The organism is Pedobacter sp. R-06, from assembly GCF_049913135.1.
Lineage (GTDB): Bacteria > Bacteroidota > Bacteroidia > Sphingobacteriales > Sphingobacteriaceae > Pedobacter.
The window spans coordinates 3,604,507-3,625,575 of the sequence record NZ_CP183977.1 but is presented as its reverse complement, the minus strand read 5'-3'; the positions used below and the strand labels follow the sequence as shown (position 1 = coordinate 3,625,575).

At 41.8% G+C, this 21,069-nt stretch carries 13 protein-coding genes; 11 read left to right on the top strand and 2 right to left on the bottom strand.

The annotated features are described in order from the left end of the window. Nucleotides 1-143 precede the first annotated feature (143 nt). From kaiC to ACN9MR_RS14385, 4 genes are read left to right on the top strand one after another with little or no spacing between them, the layout of a single operon-like run. Nucleotides 144-1,889 (top strand): circadian clock protein KaiC, encoded by a 1,746-nt coding sequence (gene kaiC / locus ACN9MR_RS14400; protein WP_426324614.1) that lies wholly within the window; start codon nt 144-146, stop codon nt 1,887-1,889. Nucleotides 1,890-1,892: 3 nt separating this feature from the next. Then, a complete protein-coding gene (gene kaiB, locus ACN9MR_RS14395; RefSeq protein WP_426324613.1) occupies nt 1,893-2,180 on the top strand; it encodes a circadian clock protein KaiB in 288 nt (95 codons plus the stop codon). A 2-nt stretch (nt 2,181-2,182) separates the two neighbouring features. Next, the gene (locus ACN9MR_RS14390; RefSeq protein ID WP_426324612.1) at nt 2,183-2,497 is read left to right on the top strand and encodes a circadian clock KaiB family protein; all 315 of its coding nucleotides are present in this window, start codon (nt 2,183-2,185) and stop codon (nt 2,495-2,497) included. Nucleotides 2,498-2,500: 3 nt separating this feature from the next. Continuing rightward, nucleotides 2,501-4,261, top strand: a complete 1,761-nt coding sequence (locus tag ACN9MR_RS14385; RefSeq protein WP_426324611.1) for an ATP-binding protein — start codon at nt 2,501-2,503, stop codon at nt 4,259-4,261. Nucleotides 4,262-4,449: 188 nt separating this feature from the next. Here ACN9MR_RS14385 and ACN9MR_RS14380 read toward each other — a convergent pair whose 3' ends face one another. Continuing rightward, entirely contained in the window at nt 4,450-4,890 is a 441-nt protein-coding gene (locus ACN9MR_RS14380; protein WP_426324610.1) for an Hsp20/alpha crystallin family protein, read from the bottom strand. 291 nt (nt 4,891-5,181) lie between these two features. Beyond that, the gene (locus tag ACN9MR_RS14375) at nt 5,182-6,879 is read right to left on the bottom strand and encodes a cellulase family glycosylhydrolase (protein ID WP_426324609.1); all 1,698 of its coding nucleotides are present in this window, start codon (nt 6,877-6,879) and stop codon (nt 5,182-5,184) included. Between the two features lie 1,158 nt (nt 6,880-8,037). Here ACN9MR_RS14375 and ACN9MR_RS14370 point away from each other — a divergent pair. From ACN9MR_RS14370 to ACN9MR_RS14340, 7 genes are all read left to right on the top strand, one after another. Then, on the top strand, nt 8,038-11,208 hold the full coding sequence (locus tag ACN9MR_RS14370) for a SusC/RagA family TonB-linked outer membrane protein (RefSeq protein WP_426324608.1): 3,171 nt from the start codon (nt 8,038-8,040) through the stop codon (nt 11,206-11,208). A gap of 11 nt (nt 11,209-11,219) precedes the next feature. Then, nucleotides 11,220-12,800 (top strand): RagB/SusD family nutrient uptake outer membrane protein, encoded by a 1,581-nt coding sequence (locus ACN9MR_RS14365; RefSeq protein WP_426324607.1) that lies wholly within the window; start codon nt 11,220-11,222, stop codon nt 12,798-12,800. A 31-nt stretch (nt 12,801-12,831) separates the two neighbouring features. After that, complete coding sequence (locus ACN9MR_RS14360) at nt 12,832-14,043, top strand: glycan-binding surface protein (protein WP_426324606.1); 1,212 nt, start codon at nt 12,832-12,834, stop codon at nt 14,041-14,043. A gap of 191 nt (nt 14,044-14,234) precedes the next feature. After that, nucleotides 14,235-15,710 (top strand): cellulase family glycosylhydrolase, encoded by a 1,476-nt coding sequence (locus tag ACN9MR_RS14355; RefSeq protein ID WP_426324605.1) that lies wholly within the window; start codon nt 14,235-14,237, stop codon nt 15,708-15,710. A gap of 159 nt (nt 15,711-15,869) precedes the next feature. Then, a complete protein-coding gene (locus ACN9MR_RS14350) occupies nt 15,870-17,462 on the top strand; it encodes a GH39 family glycosyl hydrolase (protein WP_426324604.1) in 1,593 nt (530 codons plus the stop codon). 21 nt (nt 17,463-17,483) lie between these two features. Continuing rightward, nucleotides 17,484-19,460, top strand: coding sequence for a sialate O-acetylesterase (locus ACN9MR_RS14345; RefSeq protein WP_426324603.1), 1,977 nt, complete (start codon nt 17,484-17,486; stop codon nt 19,458-19,460). 85 nt (nt 19,461-19,545) lie between these two features. Continuing rightward, a complete protein-coding gene (locus ACN9MR_RS14340) occupies nt 19,546-21,057 on the top strand; it encodes a family 43 glycosylhydrolase (RefSeq protein ID WP_426324602.1) in 1,512 nt (503 codons plus the stop codon). Nucleotides 21,058-21,069: the final 12 nt, after the last annotated feature.

Here is a 21,069-nt window from a genome sequence, read left to right as displayed (position 1 = left end):
CATTCCTCAACTTATATACAGTGATTTCCGGTACCAATATATGCGCTTATTGCAAACATTTTTTAATATTCCCTGTTTGTTTGAGAAGAACTGATCGAGATTATTATTATTATCTAATAGATTTAAGCGTTAAAAAGAGATAAATGGCTAAATCAAAAAAGCAACTGGAAGCGCGCTCAACTGGTACAATTCCAAAAACACTTACTGGGATTTCCGGACTTGACGAGATTACATTAGGTGGTCTGCCTTCGGGAAGGCCAACACTTGTTTGCGGGGAGGCCGGCTCTGGAAAAACACTTTTTTCCATTGAGTTCATTGTTAAAGGAGCCTTGGATTATGGCGAACCAGGGGTATTTATGGCTTTTGAAGAAAAAGCTGAGGAACTTAAAGCTAACGTAGCATCACTCGGATTTGACCTGGAACAGTTAGAAAAGGATAAAAAAATAAGGTTGGATTACGTACATATTGACCGTTCAGAAATTGAGGAGACCGGAGAGTATGACCTGGAGGGGCTTTTTATCAGGCTTGGCTATGCAATTGACAGTATAGGCGCAAAAAGGGTAGCACTTGATACCATCGAGAACCTTTTCGCAGGATTAAATAATACGGCAGTGCTTCGGGCAGAGATCAGGAGACTTTTTCAGTTTTTAAAATCAAAAGGCGTTACAGCGGTTATAACAGGTGAACGTGGAGGAAATGGCCTTACCCGTCAGGGGCTTGAAGAGTATGTGTCAGACTGTGTTATTTTACTTGATCATAGGATTATCAACCAGATCTCCACCAGAAGATTAAGGGTTGTAAAATACCGGGGATCGGTTCACGGAACCAATGAATATCCCTTTCTGATCGATGATGAAGGTATCTCAGTGCTTCCTGTTACCTCTCTGCAGCTGAATCATGAGGTTTCCACAAAAAGCTTGCCCTCAGGCATTGCTTCGCTGGATAAAATGCTGGGAAATTCTGGCTTTTATAAAGGGAGCAGTATCCTGGTTTCTGGGACAGCTGGCACGGGCAAGACCAGTATAGCAGCAACATTCGCCAATGCGGCCTGCCTTAGGGGAGAGAAATGCCTTTTCTTTGCTTTCGAAGAATCCCCAAAACAGATCATCAGGAATATGCGTTCTATAGGCATAGATCTTCAAAAACACCTTAAGGAAGGAACGCTTGAGTTTTACGCCTCACGCCCTACCTTGTACGGGCTGGAAATGCATCTGGTGGCTATCCATAAGGCAATCAAAAAGTCCAGGCCGTCTGTTGTTATACTTGACCCGATTACCAACCTGATCACAATAGGATCGGTTAGTGATGTGAAAACCATGCTTGTGCGCCTGATCGATTTTCTACAGGCTGAACAGATTACGGTAATGTTTACAGCCCTCACCCTTAATAATATCGTCAACGAACAAACCGATGAAGGGGTTTCCTCACTTGTTGATGCCTGGCTTTTGATCCGCGATATTGAGAGCAACGGTGAGCGGAACCGTGGATTGTATATCATGAAATCCAGAGGAATGAAACATTCCAACCAGATACGTGAATTTGTGATTACAGATAAGGGACTAGATCTGGTGGATGTATACCTTACCGAAGATGGCGTGCTTACTGGCTCGGCGCGGGAGGCAAGGATGCTTATGGAACAGACTGGCGAGGTCATCCATGCCCAGGCTGTCAGCCGTAAGGACCGTGAACTTGAACGCAAACGTAAAATTTTAGAATCAAAGATCGAAAGTCTAAGATCCGAATATGAATCGGCAGAAGAGGAGCTCAATAAAGTTTATGTTGAGGAGGCTTTAAAAAAACAGATTATGGGCGAGACAATAAGTAAAATTGCCGATCTGCGCAGGGGAGATGATGGTGGGGAAGAAAAAAATGTACACAAAAACAAATAAATAGTGGGGAAAGCATATGAACTCCGGCTATATGTGGCCGGTAAAACCAATAAATCGGTTGTCGCACTGGAAAACCTGAAAAAGCTCTGCGAGGAGCACCTGAAAGGATTATATAGCATTGAGGTGATCGATCTTTTGGAAAAACCACAGTTGGCTGAAGGTGATCAGATATTTGCCATTCCGACACTGGTAAAAAAAGTACCTGAACCGGTCCGCAAAATTATAGGCGACCTCTCAAACGAGGAAAAGGTTCTGGTTGGATTGGATATACGTGCAAAGATTAAAAATTAATTATGCAGACAGGAAACCCGGATCATCCAGATAGTACCCAAAGCGCTGATTTTTTTTCGCTTAGGCTTTTTATTGCAGGTGCATCACCGGTTTCCGCAAGGGCAGTTGTCAACATCCGCGCAATATGCGAGGAGTTTATTGCCGGCAGGTACGAGTTGGATATCATTGATGCACATCAGCAACCCTTGCTAGTGCAGCAGGATGATGTAACGGCCATTCCGATGTTGATCAAAAAATCGCCAGTTCCTATCAAGAAGTTGATCGGGGACTGCTCTGATAGGGAGAAAGTATTGAAAGGTTTGGGTATCAGTTTTTAAGTTATGCAGAAGTCAAGTGAACATATCAGGCTAGAGCAGGCCTATGAAGAACTTCGTATCCAGCTCGAGGAAGCCAACGATATTATCCATGCGATCCGCTCTGGAGAAGTTGATGCCCTGATTGTAAATGGTCAGGATGGTCATCAGCTTTTTACGCTTAAGAGTGCTGATCATACCTACAGGATCTTTATCGAACAGATGACCGAAAGCGCACTTACCCTCGATGAATCATATCGGGTACTGTATTGCAACTCACAGCTCGCCCGGCTTTTGGGGCTGCCTTTAGAAAAAGTTATCGGTCTAAATTTTTTGGCATTTTTTTCAACAGAAGATCAGGCCTTTGTCAAAGAAACGATCGATGGAGCGTGGGAAGTGGACACCAGGGCAGAAGTAGATATCATCAACAGCTCCGGGACTTCCTTACCGGTTCAACTCTCTCTAAAAGCGCTTAACCTTGATGAAGGTACTTCACTAAGCGTCATTATTACCGATCTGAGCGAGCTGAAGAAAAACCAGTTGCTTTTGGAAACCAGGAACAGGGAACTTGAAGCAGCAAGAAAAAATGCAGATGAACTCAATGAAAATCTTGAAAATACAGTTAGGCTAAGGACACAGGAACTCGAGACTATCAATGAAAAACTCGCAGCAGTCAATGATCTTCAGAAAGAAGTCAACGGTCAGCTTAAAGATGCACTCGATGCACTTAGGGAGAGTGAAGATAACCTACAGTCGGCCTTCGATGCCGCCGAGCTGGGCAGTTGTAACCTGGATATTAAAACAGGACGGGTTGAAGTATCAGAACGGTTCAGGAAACTCTGTGGCCTGCCTTTGGAGGGGGAAGTCAATTGGACGATGGTGTTGAGCAGTGTTGACGGTGAATATCTGTCAGCGCTCCAAGAGGTCCTTCAGGATTGTATCAATCTTGGAAAGCCCCTGGATTATACCTATCCAATCAAGCATCTTATTTCCGGTGATAACCGTTGGATGAGGATAGTAGGCAAGTTTAAAAAAAGCAGTTATGGCGATTTTGATAGCTTTTATGCTGTTCTGATGGATGTGACAGATCAGAAAAGGGATGAACAGCGGAAGAACGATTTTATTGCAATGGTTAGTCACGAGCTCAAAACCCCGCTTACTTCCATGAAAGGTTATATTCAGGTTATGCAGCTGAAAGCCGGAGGTACTTTGAACGGCTTTCCAGACAAGGCCCTCAAGGGTGCTGAGCGTCAGATCAATAAAATGACAGGCATGATCAATGGTTTTCTTAACCTCTCGCGTTTGGAGTCGGGAAAAATGCTGATGGATTTTCAGCCCATGGAAATGTCTGTCCTGCTTACGGAAGTGGTGGAGGAATATATTGCAACGGTAAACAACCATAATATAAAGTTTGCATTCCAGCCAGGTTTTTTTGTTAATGTAGACAGGGACAAACTTGGCCATGTGGTGAATAATCTGATCAGCAACGCGGTGAAATATTCACCTGTTGACAGTGAAATAATTATTGAAAGTTATCTTCAGGACGGCACAGCCGTATTCCGCATAACGGATCATGGGATGGGAATAGATGAAAACGATATCCCAAAACTATTCGAACGGTTTTACCGGGTAGAAAACAATCGGATGAGTACTGTTGCCGGTTTTGGAATAGGACTTTATCTATCTGCCGAGATTATCCAGAGACATGGCGGAAAAATATGGGCAGAAAGCCAGTTAAAAAAGGGCTCTGTTTTTTATTTCAGTTTACCATTAATTAATCCTGTATAGCACTATCGGTGCGAAAGTCTGCAGATGTACCTTCCATTCCCGCACATTTTATTAACTGGTTAGGGTGTTAGCACTCCTTTCCGGCATAGAGAGGGAGTGCATTGATCTTCCAGCTGCAATCAGCTCTTTTTTTAAGTCTATTGATTCGAGGTCGTGAATAAAAAAAAGCCGCAAACAGCGGCTTTTTTTTATTGGATTTCGATCTGCCTGGCGACCACCTTGGCTTCCTCTTTTTTAGGAAGTTCAAGTTTCAGAATTCCATCGTTATAGCTTGCACTGATCTTTTCAACGTCAGCACTTTCAGGAAGTGTGAAAGATCTTGTGAAGGCCGAATAACTATACTCTTTTCTGTTATAGGTTCTTCCTTCGCTGAGGTTTTCGTTTTTTGTTTCAGTTGAGATAGTAAGCATGTCCCGCTCTACCGAAACGCGGAAATCATCTTTTTTAAGTCCGGGTGCAGCAAGCTCAATATGATAGTGATCGGCTGACTCCGAGATATTTACAGCTGGAACGCTGCTTAAACGGCGGTCGGTAAAAAAAGTATCGCCGAGTACTGATTCAAAGATGTCATTAAAGCCTGGCAATAATGAGCTGTTCTTTTTTTCCGGATTGAATTTAACCAATGTCATAGTGTTTTCTCCTTTACAATTTTTAATAATAAATGGACTATAAATCAATTAATTTTCTCTGGACGCTGATTGTCCCATTTTTGGTTAATCAACTGTTATGCCAGTGGTGAAAATAAAGTGATTATAGCAGTCAAACTGAAAAATTTTCATTTTTTCTGAAATTTTTTCAGTTCACGGGACTGAAATTTTTTCATTGTAACATGAGCTCGCTTTTAGTCAGGTCGCCCAAAAGACCTGATAGCGCCTGACATAAATGCTGAGCAACGGTATCAGATTATTGGTTTGTAATGTTTATATTTTCAAAAATGCCCACTGCTGATTACGTCCACCACTATAAGACCATTGAATAGCTGTGCCACCATTGTTGAGTGACGATCCATTAATATCCAAAGCCTTTCCGCTATTTACATTAATGATCCTATAATATCCATTAGAGGTAATCTGAATTGACCATTTTTGATTTGCACCACCACTGTAATCCCATAAAGCTGCCTGGCCGCCATCGGCAGTGCTCCAGCCATTAATTTCTAAACACTTTCCGGTGGCATGCATTGGTGTTAACCTGTAATATCCACCTCCTGCATCTTCCACTTTGAACTGCTGATTTGCCCCCGCTACATAAGCCCACTGCTGAGCAGGTGTTTGATTAGCAGTACCCCATCCTCCAATTTCCAATGCCTTAAAGCTGTATCTGTTTACAATCTGGTAAACCTGTCCTACCTGGATGTTTGAGGTCGTGTTATTTTGCGCTCCCTGTACCACTGCGGCAAGGCCTTGCTGATCAGCAACTCCATTTGTCTGCCTGTCAATGATTCTGAATGCATTGTTTCCACTTGACCCATCATCGAAATAAAATGGAAGTAAGCCATTTAAGAGTGCCTGATGGGTGATATGGTTTATATAGTATGCCCTGCTGGCCATATGGAGTGTCAACGCATCACCAGAAAGCGTTGTCGATCGCCGGATTGCGCCATATTCGCCCAATATTACCGGAATGCCCTTATCAATATACTTGGTCTTCATCAGCGAAAAATCTGCTCCGGCATTTGATTCCTCGCCAAAAGTGGCATTCCGTGAAGCGTCAGTAGTGGAATGATATCCATTGCCCCAATAATAAAACATATTGCCCCAACTTACGTCCTCGGTGAGACCGGCAAAATTAAAAGGAGTATAATAGTGTACTTCAACCATCAGGCGATTCGCTGCAGGATCGGTGGGTAGGGTATTCATTAAATTGCTGGTGCTTTCAATGTTGGTTGTGGGCCCTTGGATAACCAATACCCTGTAACTATTTCGGCCACCAGTTGATCTGACCGCATTCACAAAGGTTTGATGATAGGAAAGCAGAACGCCCATTCCGGTAGCATCTGATACTGCAGGTTCGTTAGCACTGGCAAACATAACATGTTCGTCAAAATCACGCATCTGCGTAGCAATCTGCTCCCAAAAAGCTTTTTGCATGGCGTTAACCGCTGCCTGTTGGGCTGGGGTACAGTTGTTCTCCAGCCAGCCCCCGTCCCAATGGATATTTAATATTACATACAGACCATCGTTAACACAGTATTGCACAACCTGCTTTACCCTGTTCAGCCATGATTGCTGAAGTTGTGCCGTAGCACTGTTGGCCATGTATTGGTTCCATGAGCAGGGGATCCGGACGGCAGTAAAACCGCTTCTTTTCACCTGATCGATAAGCGCCTGACTAACCATAGGATTGCCCCAGTTTGTTTCACCGCCAATTGCCTCAAGTGTGTTGCCTATATTCCAGCCCAGTTTGAATTTTGTCGAAAGCTGCATTGCCGTACTGTTTACCCCCGATTGATCGGGGGGAAGAGGTGATAGGTTATAACTTGGATAACTGGTTGCAGTTAACGCCCTGGCAATTGTTTTATTGATTGTATCCGATTCTGGAACGACAACTTCCGGCTTTTGGCATCTTGTTACCAAAAGGAACATGAAGATGCCCATAAAATATTTTAAGATTCTCATAGTGTAGATGATTTTGTTGGTGAACTGTATTACATTGATATTTAATTCGATAACAGCTAATAATAGTTTACGACTAGCTTTTTACAGATAGTTTTTTTAATGATCGGATAGGAACCGTCGGTGCAGGTAATGCGGTTTGCATTCCTTTTTAGCTAAGCTAATACAGAAAAGCGGTTTGTTACCATCGGTTGATGTTGTGTTTTTTCCGTTGACGATTGTTTGTACTCTGACGGGCCATGCACTTCTCGACAGTAGCCGGACCCGCAGTCTTGTTGGTTCTAACAGCCTTGTTAGATTGATGATTTTCATGCTCATAATTGTATTTGGTTAGATGTAATTATTATTAGCAGGCTGAAGCTGATAAACCTGTAATGGGCGGTAATACTAATTCGAACCAGCAGCACGCTGATTATAAAATTAAGAATGGTCCATCGGTTTATAGGAGCTGCATGCTAACAATTAAAAGTAGCGATAGGTAATCTGCACAAAGGGCATATATGTTACTAAATAGGTAACAAATGTTGCCTGTTGATTTTGGTGTTTTACAGTAAGTTTGCTTGCAATTATTCACCAGATATTGTTCTGTCTATATCTTTTAAGGGCTGTGGTGTCATCCTGCTCAACTGTCCGGTGTTTTTCCAGGTTTCCTGATTTTTTGTTCCTCTACTAAAGTTTGCTGAGCGTAAACTGCATGTGATCTGCACAATGTTAGTCCAACGAGAAAAAATCCAGGGGAAGAATTTTTAATGAAAAGTTTATCCTATCCGGAGGCAATAAGCAGAGATTTCAAGTGCCTCAAGTTAACAGAATCCCTTCCAGATAAAGCCTATAACGATAAAATGTTACATAACAGCGAGATGGTTTTATGTGGTAGAATTATCTTTTTTTTTAGTTATTTATCTGTTTTTCAGTGCTTAAAGATGTTTTGATTGGCTTTCTAATCAAAATGTTTATCGATAGTTATGTAACAAAAATATCCTTCTTTGTATCATTTGAGGCATTCGTCAATTTGACTTGAAACTATATTTGAATATTCAAAGCCAATAATTAATGGCAGGCAATTAGGATCAGTGGTCAGGGAAGAATAAACTCTTATATGTCTCGCTGTTCCTGGAGGTGTCGTTAATTAAGGGCGAAACAAACCAAAATAAACCAAATATGAACCAAACAATTTCTATTCGGAAATTACCGACTTTTTTGCTGGTGGTAATTTTCTTAGTGCTTATGCATTTAAAAAGCTATGCTCAGGAGAGGCAGATTACAGGAAAGATCGTGGGAAGCGACAATCCTGCGCCATTGGTCGGTGCCACGGTACAGGTAAAAACAAAAAAAACAGCTGTATCAACAAATCAGCAAGGACAGTATTCTATAAGGGCAAATACCGGAGATGTACTTGTTTTCAAAATGATCGGTTTTCAGTCTCAGGAAATAATGATTGGTGATGGTAGTGTCATCAATGTTATTTTAAGGATCGAATCTACAAAACTGGACGAAGTGGTTGTGATCGGTTACGGCGATAAGGCCAGACGTGATCTTACAGGCTCTGTATCTTCTATTTCAGGGACAGAACTCCTTAAAACACAACCTACCACTGTTGATCAGGCACTACAGGGAAAAGTTCCCGGCGTTGTAGTACAGCAGATTTCGGGCCAGCCCGGTGGCGGTGTTTCGGTACAGATCCGCGGATTGTCTGGCTTTAGCAACAACCCGCCGTTATATGTAGTTGATGGACTTCAGATCCTACCTTCAACCGGCGATAAGGGTACAAATCCATTATCAAGCATCAATCCATCCGAAATCGCTTCAATTGATATTTTGAAGGATGCATCTGCTACCGCTATTTATGGAGCACAGGCAACCAACGGTGTGGTTATCATCACCACCAAACGGGGGATTTCTGGTCCACCGGTAATCAGTTATGATGGCTATGCCGGTGCACAGGCACTGCCCAAATACTATGAGGTAATGAACCTCAAAGAATATGCAACCTTTATGAATGAAAAGGCTGCGATTATAGGCTATGATCTCAGACCACAGTTTGCAAATCCGGCATACCTTGGAGTGGGGACGGATTGGCAAAAAGCGCTTTTTAGAACCGCGCTGATGCAAAACCATAACGTTGCGCTAACAGGAGGTGATGCCAGAACAAAATATTATCTTTCTGGAACTTATTTTTCTCAGGACGGAATTGCACTCGGATCTGATTTCAGAAGGATTTCGAGCAGGTTAAATCTGGATAACAAAACAACCGATTGGTTAAAATTGGGGGTGAGCCTGCAGCTGGCCAACGTAAAAGAAAACGTTACTACATCTCAGGCAGGCGTAATCAGACAGGCATTAAATCAAACGCCAGATGTAAATGTAGTAAACCCGGACGGCACCTGGGGTGGTAATGATCCCAATATTTATGGCGCTACGGGAACCAATCCATTTGCTTTGGCAAAAATTGTAAAAGACCTTAAAAACCGCTACGAATTATTCGGAAATGCTTATGCAGAGGTTCAGTTTGCCAAAGGACTTACACTACGCAATGAAATATCAGGGAATTTTACGACGGCTACCGAAGATCAGTTCGATCCTATTTATACCATGGGTGCTTACTCCAAAACCTCTAATTCGGCAACTTATTCTAGTGGAAAAAATACATTTTATTCCCTTACCAATTACCTAACCTACGCACATTCTTTTGCCAACAAATATAACCTGAATGCAATGGTTGGGCACGAGTCTAAACTGTGGGATTATGAAAACGTATCGGCAAAGAGAACAAATTTTCCCAGCAATAATGTACAGGCCATAAATGGTGGTGATGCCACAACGGCAACCAACTCTGGCGATAAAGGGCAAACAGCTGGAGAGTCCTATTTCGGCCGTATTGATTTTAAATACGATGATAAGTATAATATTACACTTAACGTCCGTAATGATGGATCATCCAAATTTGCAGCTAATAACAGATGGGTGACCACTTATTCTGGTGCATTCGCCTGGAAACTTAAACAGGAAAAATTTCTTAAAGACGTAAAAGCGATCGATGACCTGAAACTTAGGATCGGATATGGTTTGCAGAATAATCAAAATATTCGTGATTATGCCTACGGTTCAACTTTAACTACTGTAGCAACATCATTATCGGGTAATTCGCAGTTGATCGCTACCAGTGGCAATCCCGACGTAAAATGGGAAACCACAAAAGGATATAATACCGGTCTGGATGTAAGTATACTGAACAGAAGGGTCGATTTTTCGATAGATGCGTATTATAAAAGAACGGATAACCTATTGTTAAGCCTCACCTTACCACTATATTCAGGTATGGTTGATGCTACAGGTTATGCCCCGGGATCGATCCAGTCACCTTATATCAACATCGGTTCTGTGAGCAATAAAGGGATTGAATTTTCTGTAACCAGCCATAATATTAAATCTAAAAACTTCAACTGGAGAAGTAATCTGACATTTTCGCGTAACAACAATAAAATCCTCACCTTAAATACCGATGCTGCCGCATTATATGGTTATGCAGGCAGCACAGCAATTACCAAATCAACGGTGGGCCGATCGATCGGGGAATATTATGGCTATGAAGCCCTGGGTACCTATAAAAATGCAGAAGATTTTAAAAAGTATCCTGCCTTACCGCAAAAAGGAGGTCTTCCAATACCAATTACCAATGGTTCGGGAGGCGTATGGGTAGGTGATGTTATATTTAAGGATCAAAATAACGATGGTGTGATCGATGAAAGCGACCAGGTTTATTTAGGTTCTCCAATTCCGAAATTCCAGTTTGGGATAAACAACAGCTTTAATTATAAAAACTTTGACCTGAATATCTTCATGTCCGGCAATTATGGCAATAAACTTTATAACCAGGTGAGGGTAGATGCAGAAAATCCGAATCAGAACTTTGGATACTTTAGAAACGTGGGAGATTATGCCCGCATCGGATTAATTAATCCTGCAGGTTCTGCTGCTGATATCAACAACGTATATATTACCAATCCCGAAACCAGTATCACCAGAATCAGCCAGGCCAGTGGTAACGACAACCAACGTTTTTCGAGCAAATATATCGAAGATGGCTCCTTTATCAGGTGCAAAAGCATTACGCTGGGATACAATTTTAAAGAGAGTCTTTTATCCAAAATCCACCTGAAAAACTTGCGCTTGTATGCCCAGGTAACCAACGTATTTACAATTACAAAATATAAAGGTTACGATCCTGAGATAGGTTCATGGAATCCCTTAGCAGCAGGTGTAGATAATGGATATTATGCGCAGCCACGTGTGTTTACTATTGGTGCCAACATCTCTATTTTAAACAACTAAGACCAAAAATTATGAAACATATTAAACTATATATACTCACTTTATTCGCTGCTGCCACACTAATAAGCAGCTGTAAAAAAGATTTTCTGGATAGACCGCCCTTGTCGCAAATAACAACAGATAATTTTTATAAGAGCGCTGCAGACTTAAGGCTTGCCACAGCTGCCCTTTATGCGCAGCCATGGTCTGATTGGAATAATTTTCCGCTACTGGGCATCGGCGATATTCTGAGCGGCAATATGCTGCAGCCCTATAATGCCGACCTTGCCCAGTTAACTTCGTTTGCAGTAACCAGCAATAACGGACAAATTGGAACATCTTGGCGCTGTTTTTATAAAATAGTAGCACACTGCAATACCAATATTAAGGCCATCAATACCAGAGCAGCCGATAGCATACCGCTGAAAAATAAAAATGGTGCACTTGGCGAGCTGAAATTTTTACGTGCCACGGCATATTTTCATTTGGCGCAATTGTGGGGGGCAGTGCCAATAATAGAAGATAATGATAAACTGATCAAAGAACCGCTATTGCCCCGTCATCGCCTTGCCGACGTTTACCGTTTTATTGTTAATGATCTTCGCTTTGCAGCTGCTGCTTTACCAACACGCGATCAGACAGGTCGCGTAACTACCTGGTCTGCACAGGGCATGCTGGCAAAAGTATACCTAACCAAAGCTGGTTTAGGGGGAAGCAGAAATCAATCGGACCTTGACAGTGCTGCATTTTATGCCAAAAATGTGATCAATACCAGTGGTTTAACGCTATTGCCAAGTTATTATAATCTTTTCAGGACACAATTTAACGATAATTCAGAATCGCTTTTTGCTTTCCAGTGGGCACCAGGTGTAGGTTATGGAAATGGTAATGCCATCCAAACCCAATTTGCCCCCAGCTCGAGTGTAGTTCCTCCCGGCGGTGGATGGGGTGGAGCAATAGGTCCTACATTTGATTTGGATAGTTTGTACACGCCTCAGGATTCCATACGTCGGAAAGCTACTTTCATGCTTACGGGCGATCATTACCCAGATCTGAATGCCGCAGGCGGAGGTTATACGGCCACATCCTGCAGTGTTAAAAAACACATTGTTGGTACAGCCATCGATAATAATGCACCAACTATGGATATCTGGTCGTCTACAGAACACAACGCTATTTTGCGTTTGGCAGATGTTTACCTGGTATATGTGGAGGCGCTATTGGGCAACAACAGTTCAACTTCCGATGCCGAAGCCTTAAGGGTTTTCAACATGATCAGAAAAAGAGCTGGCGTTGATCCGGTAACAACTATCACTACAGAACTGCTAAGGAATGAAAGGAGGATTGAACTGGCATTTGAAGGTCAATACTGGTTCGACTTGGTTCGCCTTTCATATTATAATCCGCAAGGAGCAATTACACTGCTAAGCAACCAGATTTCAAAAAATACAAGGGTGCAATTTACGTATGATCCGGCTACGGGAAAGAAAACCAGAAATACCAGTGGTATCGTAATCACGCCGCCAACCATAGCCACATTTACGCTACCTATCCCTGCAACAGAGATAACCGCCGATCCTAAACTGTTGGATCCACCGGTAGCATACTATTAATTAACAACACTAATTATTAATTGAGATTAATATGAAAAATTTATTGAACAGGGCTAATAGCCATTTGTTACTTGTTTTAATTGCCATAATCTTTTTTATACAACAGGGTTGTAAAAAAGAAACATCATCCTCTTCTTCCGGTTCGCCGGAAATTACCGGAATACGCAATTACGTAGCCAGTCCGGGCGACTCACTGATCACCAGGGTAGGTACAGGAAAATGGATTGTAATTACCGGGAAAAATTTAAGAGGTGCGCTTCAGATATATTTTAATGGTGTTAAAGGCTCTTTTAACGATTCCTGGTTTTCTGATACAAGCGCAATTGTGTTAATGCCTGCAGTAATTGCATTTCCTACAGTTGAACCATCGCAGCTTAATACGATACGCTATGTAACCACCCACGGAGAAACAACTTTTTCATTTCCGATAGTAGCCCCGGCCCCAACCATAACCGGTATATCAAATGAGAGTGCTAACCCCGGAGATTCTGTACGGATAAATGGATTGAATTTCTTTTTTATCAAGCGTGTAAACTACGCAGGGCAAGATGTAACGGCTTTTACCGGATCTAACGATGGCACATCCATCAGCCTGGTAGTACCTGCCGGCCTTACAAATGGCGGAATCGTTACGGTTGTTACCAAAGCAGGAGAGGCCAAAACTTTTTATAATGTTCATGATTATGCCACTGGGATGTTAAATAATTATGATGATGTAAATACTTTGGCTTGGGGCTCTGATGTTTCAAACAGTTCTGTAAATTACCCAGGACACACTGGTAATTATGGTGTGATGAAAGCATCAAATGTACCTGCGGGGAATGGAAGCTGGTGGGAAGGCGGACGTTCGATGAATACAAATTCTGTACAGTGGATTCCAGCTGCAAATTTGTCTGATTCGCTAAGCCACTATGCACTTAAATTTGAAATAGCAGTAAATAAGCCGTGGGTTAATGGTACGCTCCAGATTGTGAAAGATTTCGCATTTAATTATGCTGCTGTTTACAGACCATGGAAGAACGTCAATGGCTCAAGTACCCCCTTCAAAACCAATGGTTGGCAAACCGTTGCCATTCCGCTATCAAACTTTCTAAATAATGGATTACCAGCCTCAAACTTAACAGCGCTTGTTGGTGCCCAAGGGAATGGAGCCATTAATTTTACCTTCATGAATGACGGCACAACAATGGTCGAGAATTTTGAAGCAGCTGTAGATAACATCAGAGTGGTAAGAATTAAATAAATTAACTGAAACTGTATCATAGATCTAAAATTGTCATCCTGAGCTTGTCGAAGGACCCCTTTAAATATCTTAAAGGCGTTTCGACAGGCTCAACGTGACAAATTCAACATAAACACAACTTATGATACAGCTTCATTAGCTTTATCGCTTTTGTCAACAAAACATCTATCATTTTAAAACATAAATAAATAATGAGTCATTTTAGAAGTATAAAAATAAAAGGACAATTAGGTATCTTAGTATTACTGTCACTTACTCTTTTTACTGCATTTTGCAAAAAGAAGGAGGATGTGCAGCCGCAACTTAATATTTCTTTATCTGAAGTTGCTTTTCAGCCCGATGGAGGCATCTCAAATATAACGGTTACCAGCAATGGCAAATGGAATACTAAAAATCCTGCCGATCTTTGGTTGCAGATCAGCCAGACTGCAGGAAGCGAAGGAAATACCGAATTAAAGTTAACCGCAATGCCTAACCTTACAGGTGCTTCCCGATCTGCGGTAATGGTAGTTAACTCAGATAACGGACAGGCCCGAAGGGTTACGATATCGCAAACGAGCACGCTATTCCCTTCCTACAATACATCGCCCAAAGCGCCCGACCAAACAGGGATGAACAGCGCAGCTGTGCAGTTGGCAGCCAAAATGAAATTAGGGTGGAACATTGGAAATACAATGGAATCGCCAGGTGGTGAAAGTGGATGGGGTAATCCGCAGATTACCGAATCATATGTGAAATTTGTGAAACAGACAGGTTTTAATGCTGTAAGGATTCCTTGTTCCTGGGATTGGAAACATTTGAGTGACCGACAAAAGGCTACCATTGACCCTGCATGGCTTAACCGGGTAAAAGAAGTAGTTAAATATTGCGTAGATAATGATATGTACGTTATGCTCAATATCCACTGGGACGGTGGCTGGCTGGAAAAAAATATCAATCAGATAAAGAAAGATTCTGTTAATGCCAAACAAAAGGCATTATGGGAACAGATTGCTACAACCATGAGAGATTTCGATGAGCACCTGATGTTTGCCAGCGCCAATGAACCTGAGGTAGAAAATGCAGAACAGATGGCCATACTCAATGGTTATCACCAGACATTTATCAACGCCGTTCGCTCTACCGGTGGCAGAAACAGTTACCGTGTGCTGGTTGTTCAGGGGCCTAGTACCAATGAGGATAAAACCAACACTTTAATGAATAGCTTGCCTACTGACCAGGTTCCTAACCGCTTAATGGTAGAAGTGCACAATTATACGCCTTCACAATTTACAATACTCGACAATGATGCAAATTGGGGCAAAATGTTCTATTACTGGGGAACAGCCTACCACTCAACCATTGAGCCTGGCCGTAATGCCACCTGGGGTGAGGAGGGCGAACATATTAGGTCCTTTGGTTTGATGAAAGCCAAATTTATAGATAAGGGCATCCCGGTATTATTAGGAGAATATGGCGCTTATAAAAGGGGCGGTAGTAAAAATGTTCCTTTAGATCTGGCCGCACACAATGCTTCTGTAGATTATTGGAATAACTATGTAACCAAACAGGCTATTCACTTTGGCCTTAAGCCTTTCTTTTGGGATACCGGTGGTGCTTTAGATCGTAGAAACAACACGGTGCTTGATCAGGGAACCATCAATGCCATTGTTACAGCTGGTAAATAATGATAATGCCGTAAAATTAAGCTCAAAAATAAAGTTTGGTGCTTAATTGCTTACAGTTTATTGAAATATAAATTTTCTGTAGATAAGGAAACGCTACTATTGATGGAAATCAAGGCAGAGAACCTCCATCTTCAGGAAGGAAAATAACAACACACACAAATGCAAAAAAATATTTGGTTATTGGCCGTTTTGCTTTTTACATTTTCGGGTAGGTTAATTGCTCAAAATTTGAAGGAAAACAGGTCAGCCACCCAGAAACGAACAATAAATGTCGATTTTACCAAAGCTGCAGGTAAATTAAATACCATGTTTAACGAATGCGTTGGTGCAGGCCGCGCGAACGAAGGGCTGCGGGCAGATTGGCAGCAACAACTTGCATATGTTAAGAAAGAGTGCGGTTTTAAATACATCCGCATGCATGGCTTGTTAACCGATGATATGGCGGTATACACCGAAGACAATAAGGGCAATCCACAATACAACTATATGTATGTGGATGCCTTATTCGATTTTTTACATAGCATCGGTATAAAACCTTTTGTTGAACTTGGATTTATGCCCGAACGGCTTGCAAGTGGAAATAAAACCATTTTCTGGTGGAAAGGAAATGTAACTCCGCCAAAAGATTATGAAAAATGGGCTGGTTTGGTCAAAAATCTTACAGAACATTTTACAGAACGTTACAGCGCAGATGAAGTGAAGACCTGGTATTTTGAAGTATGGAATGAGCCCAACCTCAAGGATGGGTTCTGGACAGGAACACAGGAGGATTATTTTAAATTATACAAATATTCTGCTCAGGCTGTTAAAAGTGTAAATAAAGCATACCGGGTTGGCGGTCCTGGAACTGCAGGTGCAGCCTGGGAACCCGAAATGATCGAATATTGCCACAAAAACAATGTACCCATTGATTTTATAAGTACTCATGCTTATGGTGTAGGGCAGGGATTTCTGGATGAATACGGACAGGGGGGGACTGTGCTCGATAAAAATCCGATGAGCGTTAGCAGCGAGGTACTTCAATCCAGAAAGGAGATAAAAGAATCGGTAATGCCAAATTTGGAGTTGCATTACACGGAGTGGAGTTCATCATATACACCAGCTGATGCCATTCATGATAGCTATCACAGCGCGGCATACGTGCTGCAGAAACTGAAACAGGTAGGGAATGCGGCCAATTCCATGTCGTATTGGGTTTTTACTGATATTTTTGAAGAACCAGGTCCACGTTACACCCCATTTCATGGTGGTTTTGGAATGCTAAATACCCAGGGAATTAACAAGCCGGTATTTTATTCCTACCAGTTTTTAAACCGTTTGGGGAATATAGAACTGGTAAATAAAGATGCAGCTTCCTGGATCTGCAAAGATTCATCAGGAAACATGCAGGCGCTTGTTTGGGATTATACATACACGCTTCCCGATTCAACCAATAATCAACAATATTATAACCGCGATCTCCCCTCAAAATCAAAAGGAAGACTGAAAATCAATATTGCGAACGTACCCGCCGGTAATTATGCACTTGAAGTTTATAAGGTAGGTTACCGGAATAACGATGCTTACTCAACCTATCTTTCCATTGAAAAGCCACTGCAGCTTTCAAAACAGCAGGTAGAGCAGATTAAGCGACAAAACGACGGCTCTCCCATATCAAAAGAGATTATTACAATAAAAGAAGGACTTCCTTTTTTAAAAGAAATTGATTTACATGAAAACGATGTCTTTTTCTTTCAATTAGTTAGGGTTTAGGCTCATAAGTTTTATCAGGTTATGATTTTTAGATTGGGAAAAGTAAACAGATTGAAAGTGCAAATAAGTTTTGCCTTTTTTATAATATTTAATTTTATTCAGGTGCATGGCTTTGCCCAAATAACTTTAGCAAAGGTATTTGGAGATAATATGGTTTTACAACGGGATATCAAAATTCCGGTTTGGGGGAGTGCTGCACCTGGTAAGCGCATCGTCGCCGAGCTTGGAAAGTTCCGCATTGGTACAACTGCTGACGGGGATGGGAAGTGGATGGTGTATTTCCCCGTATTTAAAGCTGGCGGCCCATATCAACTCAGCATTTCTGAACAGGGAACAAAAGGCACCGAAATCGAATTGAAGGGAATCCTCATTGGCGACGTATGGCTGGCTTCAGGGCAATCCAATATGGAATGGTCGGTAAAGCAGGCTCTAAATGCAGATGACGAAATAGCCAAGGCAGATTTTCCTGAAATACGTTTATTTCAAGTAACACATGTTAAGAAATTAACGCCTCAAAAAGATATTGCAGGTGGAAAATGGAAAGTTTGTAGTGCCGAAAATATACCTCAATTCTCAGCAGTAGCTTATTATTTTGCAAAAAAAATACACCGGGACCAAGGTGTTCCCATTGGTATTATACAAAGTACCTGGGGTGGTACACCAGTAGAATCCTGGACAAGTCGGGAAAAATTGCTTTCCTCTCCAATTACCAAAACAAAAACCATGGCAAATGATACCTTGAGTGAGCAGGATTTTGTACAGGATAGCCTTGACCAGGTACGTTGTTGGGATATTGTTTACCATCCACAGCATAACTCGGATAAAATCATATCGCAGCCAGGTTATAATGATTCTGGATGGCCGGTAATCGAAATGCCTAAGCTAATAAAGGATTTTGGGATCGGACAATATGAGGGAATGATTTGGATGCGTAAAAAAATCATTTTACCAGAAACTTTTTCAAAATCAGACATAACACTCCATATCGGGAGGCCTGATGTAAATTATTCTCTGTATTTCAATGGTACAGAAATTTGTAAAACGGTATGGAATACTGATCCTGGACAGCACTATACTATTCCTGCCAAAATACTGAAAAATGGTGAGAATGTGGTTACCCTTAGGTTGGCAATGCTTTGGGGGGGCGGTGGATTAAATCCTCCTGCAGATGAAATTTATATTACAAATGGCACCGCAAGAATATCATTGGCCGGTACCTGGAAATATCAAAAAGATTTAGAGCCAGCTATAGCCAAAAATCGTAATTACCAATATTATCCTTCTTTACTTTTCAATTCAATGATTAATCCACTGATCCCATACGGAATTAAAGGATTTCTCTGGTATCAGGGTGAAGCGAATGATACTGCGGCTTACAATTACCGTAAATTATTTCCGATGATGATCAACGATTGGCGCACACGCTGGAAACAGGGGAATTTGCCATTCCTCTATGTTCAGCTGGCAAATTTTAAAAAAACACAGCCGGTTCCTTCCGAAAGTGAATGGGCTGAGCTTAGAGAAGCCCAGTCGCTAACCTTATCACAACCCAACACCGGAATGGCCTGTGCCATCGATATCGGAGAGTCAGATAACATTCATCCTGGTAATAAACAGGAGGTTGGCCGCAGGCTTGCTCTTGTGGCCAATAAACTCGTGTATAAACAGAATAATACAGCGTCTGGGCCATCACTGAAAAATTTTTCGAAAGAGGGGAGTCGCATGCGTGTCAGTTTTACAAACACTGCAGGTGGGTTATTCTCGAAAGATGCAAAAGTGTTAACTGGTTTCTCCATTGCGGGCAAAGATAAACACTTTCACTGGGCTGATGCTAAAATTGAAGGGAATGAGATTGTCGTTTACAGTGATAAAGTGCCTGAGCCTGTTGCTGTACGTTATGCCTGGGCCGATAATCCGCAGTGTAATCTTATGAATTCGGATGGCCTGCCCGCCGTACCTTTTAGAACTGATAACTGGAAAGGAATTACCCAAAAATAGATATTCAATAAAGTATCTATGAAAATGAATTGTCTGCGAATTGCTCAACGCACCCTGACAAGGCTTTATAAAACCTTCGAATAATATGAATAAACTTATAATCACAATCTTATTAATCCAGTTTAGTATTTGTGCAACAGCGCAATACCAGCTAGCTCAGAACCCGAAAGCCCCGGGATCCTATACCAATCCTATTTTCCACGGCGATTATCCTGATCCGAGTATATTACGTGATGGGGATAATTATTACATGGTCCATTCATCCTTCGAATATTATCCGGGTTTATTGATCTGGCATTCAAAAGATCTGATCAACTGGAAACCAGTAACCCACGCCCTGCACAAAAAAGTAGGTTCGGTGTATGCACCCGATCTGGTGAAGTATAAAAATAAGTTTTATATCTATTTCCCCGCAAACGGTACCAATTATGTGGTCACGGCAGATTCGATTGGTGGTCAATGGAGTGACCCGGTTGATTTGAAGATTGGCAACATCGACCCCGGACATATTACAGATGAGCATGGCAAAAGATATCTGTTTTTCAGCGACGGCGGATTTGTGCCTTTATCTGATGATGGTCTTTCCACCGCAGGAAATCAAAAGAATTCATACCAAGGTTGGCCCATCCCTAGAAACTGGTCTATTGAGTGTTTTTGCCTGGAAGGCCCTAAGTTGATAAAAAGAGGAGAATATTATTATATCACTGTGGCCGAAGGCGGAACAGCAGGTCCCATAACCGGGCACATGGTCGTATCTGCGCGTTCAAAATCACTGTCCGGACCATGGGAAAATTCTCCCTATAATCCGATTGTAACAACAACAGAACAATCTGAAAAATGGAGATCGAAAGGGCATGCTACCATTATTGATGATGTAAAAGGAAATTGGTGGATGGTGTTCCACGCTTACGAAAAAGACTTTTACAACAAAGGCCGCCAAACAATGCTGTTGCCTATAGAATGGACAAAAGACGGTTGGTACAAAGTACCCACAGGTATAAACGACGGTAAACCGATCAAAAAGCCAGATTTGGCCCTTTCTAAGACCAATTTTAACCTGAACGACAATTTTGCGGGTAATAAGTTAAAATCCCAATGGCAATTCTTTGAAGAGCTGGATACCAACAGGTTTAAATTGGCCAATAACAGCTTGTCAATAAAAGCAAAGGGAAATACAATAGGCAATAGTTCTCCCTTATTATGCATACCCGAAGATCATTCCTACACCGTTGATGTTGAGGTCTTAATTGAAGGAAAAGCAACTGCCGGGCTGGCTCTTTTTTACAATAGCGCTGCATCGTCAGGTATACTGGCCAACAATGAAGATATAGTTGCCGATCTGCGTGGATGGCGGGCTCCGGCTGAAAAAAATGTAGTTAACAACCATGTGTTCCTGCGTCTCAAAAATGTAGAAAACACGGTAGATCTGTATTACAGTAAAGATGGTGCTAAATGGAACAAAATTGAAAATTCCTTTGAGGTTTCGGGCATGCACCATAATGTACTTAGCGGGTTTTTAAGCTTGCGGATAGGCCTCTGTTCCATTGGAGAAGGGAAGGTAACTTTTAGAAACTTTAAATACACTCCAATAAAATAGCCTGTGTAGAAG

Coding starts and splice junctions, on each gene's coding strand:
- ACN9MR_RS14345 (WP_426324603.1), top strand. CDS start 17,484: ATGATTTTTAGATTGGGAAAAGTAAACAGATTGAAAGTGCAAATAAGT.
- ACN9MR_RS14365 (WP_426324607.1), top strand. CDS start 11,220: ATGAAACATATTAAACTATATATACTCACTTTATTCGCTGCTGCCACA.
- ACN9MR_RS14340 (WP_426324602.1), top strand. CDS start 19,546: ATGAATAAACTTATAATCACAATCTTATTAATCCAGTTTAGTATTTGT.
- ACN9MR_RS14385 (WP_426324611.1), top strand. CDS start 2,501: ATGCAGAAGTCAAGTGAACATATCAGGCTAGAGCAGGCCTATGAAGAA.
- kaiC (WP_426324614.1), top strand. CDS start 144: ATGGCTAAATCAAAAAAGCAACTGGAAGCGCGCTCAACTGGTACAATT.
- ACN9MR_RS14390 (WP_426324612.1), top strand. CDS start 2,183: ATGCAGACAGGAAACCCGGATCATCCAGATAGTACCCAAAGCGCTGAT.
- ACN9MR_RS14375 (WP_426324609.1), bottom strand. CDS start 6,879: ATGAGAATCTTAAAATATTTTATGGGCATCTTCATGTTCCTTTTGGTA.
- ACN9MR_RS14380 (WP_426324610.1), bottom strand. CDS start 4,890: ATGACATTGGTTAAATTCAATCCGGAAAAAAAGAACAGCTCATTATTG.
- ACN9MR_RS14355 (WP_426324605.1), top strand. CDS start 14,235: ATGAGTCATTTTAGAAGTATAAAAATAAAAGGACAATTAGGTATCTTA.
- ACN9MR_RS14370 (WP_426324608.1), top strand. CDS start 8,038: ATGAACCAAACAATTTCTATTCGGAAATTACCGACTTTTTTGCTGGTG.
- ACN9MR_RS14360 (WP_426324606.1), top strand. CDS start 12,832: ATGAAAAATTTATTGAACAGGGCTAATAGCCATTTGTTACTTGTTTTA.
- ACN9MR_RS14350 (WP_426324604.1), top strand. CDS start 15,870: ATGCAAAAAAATATTTGGTTATTGGCCGTTTTGCTTTTTACATTTTCG.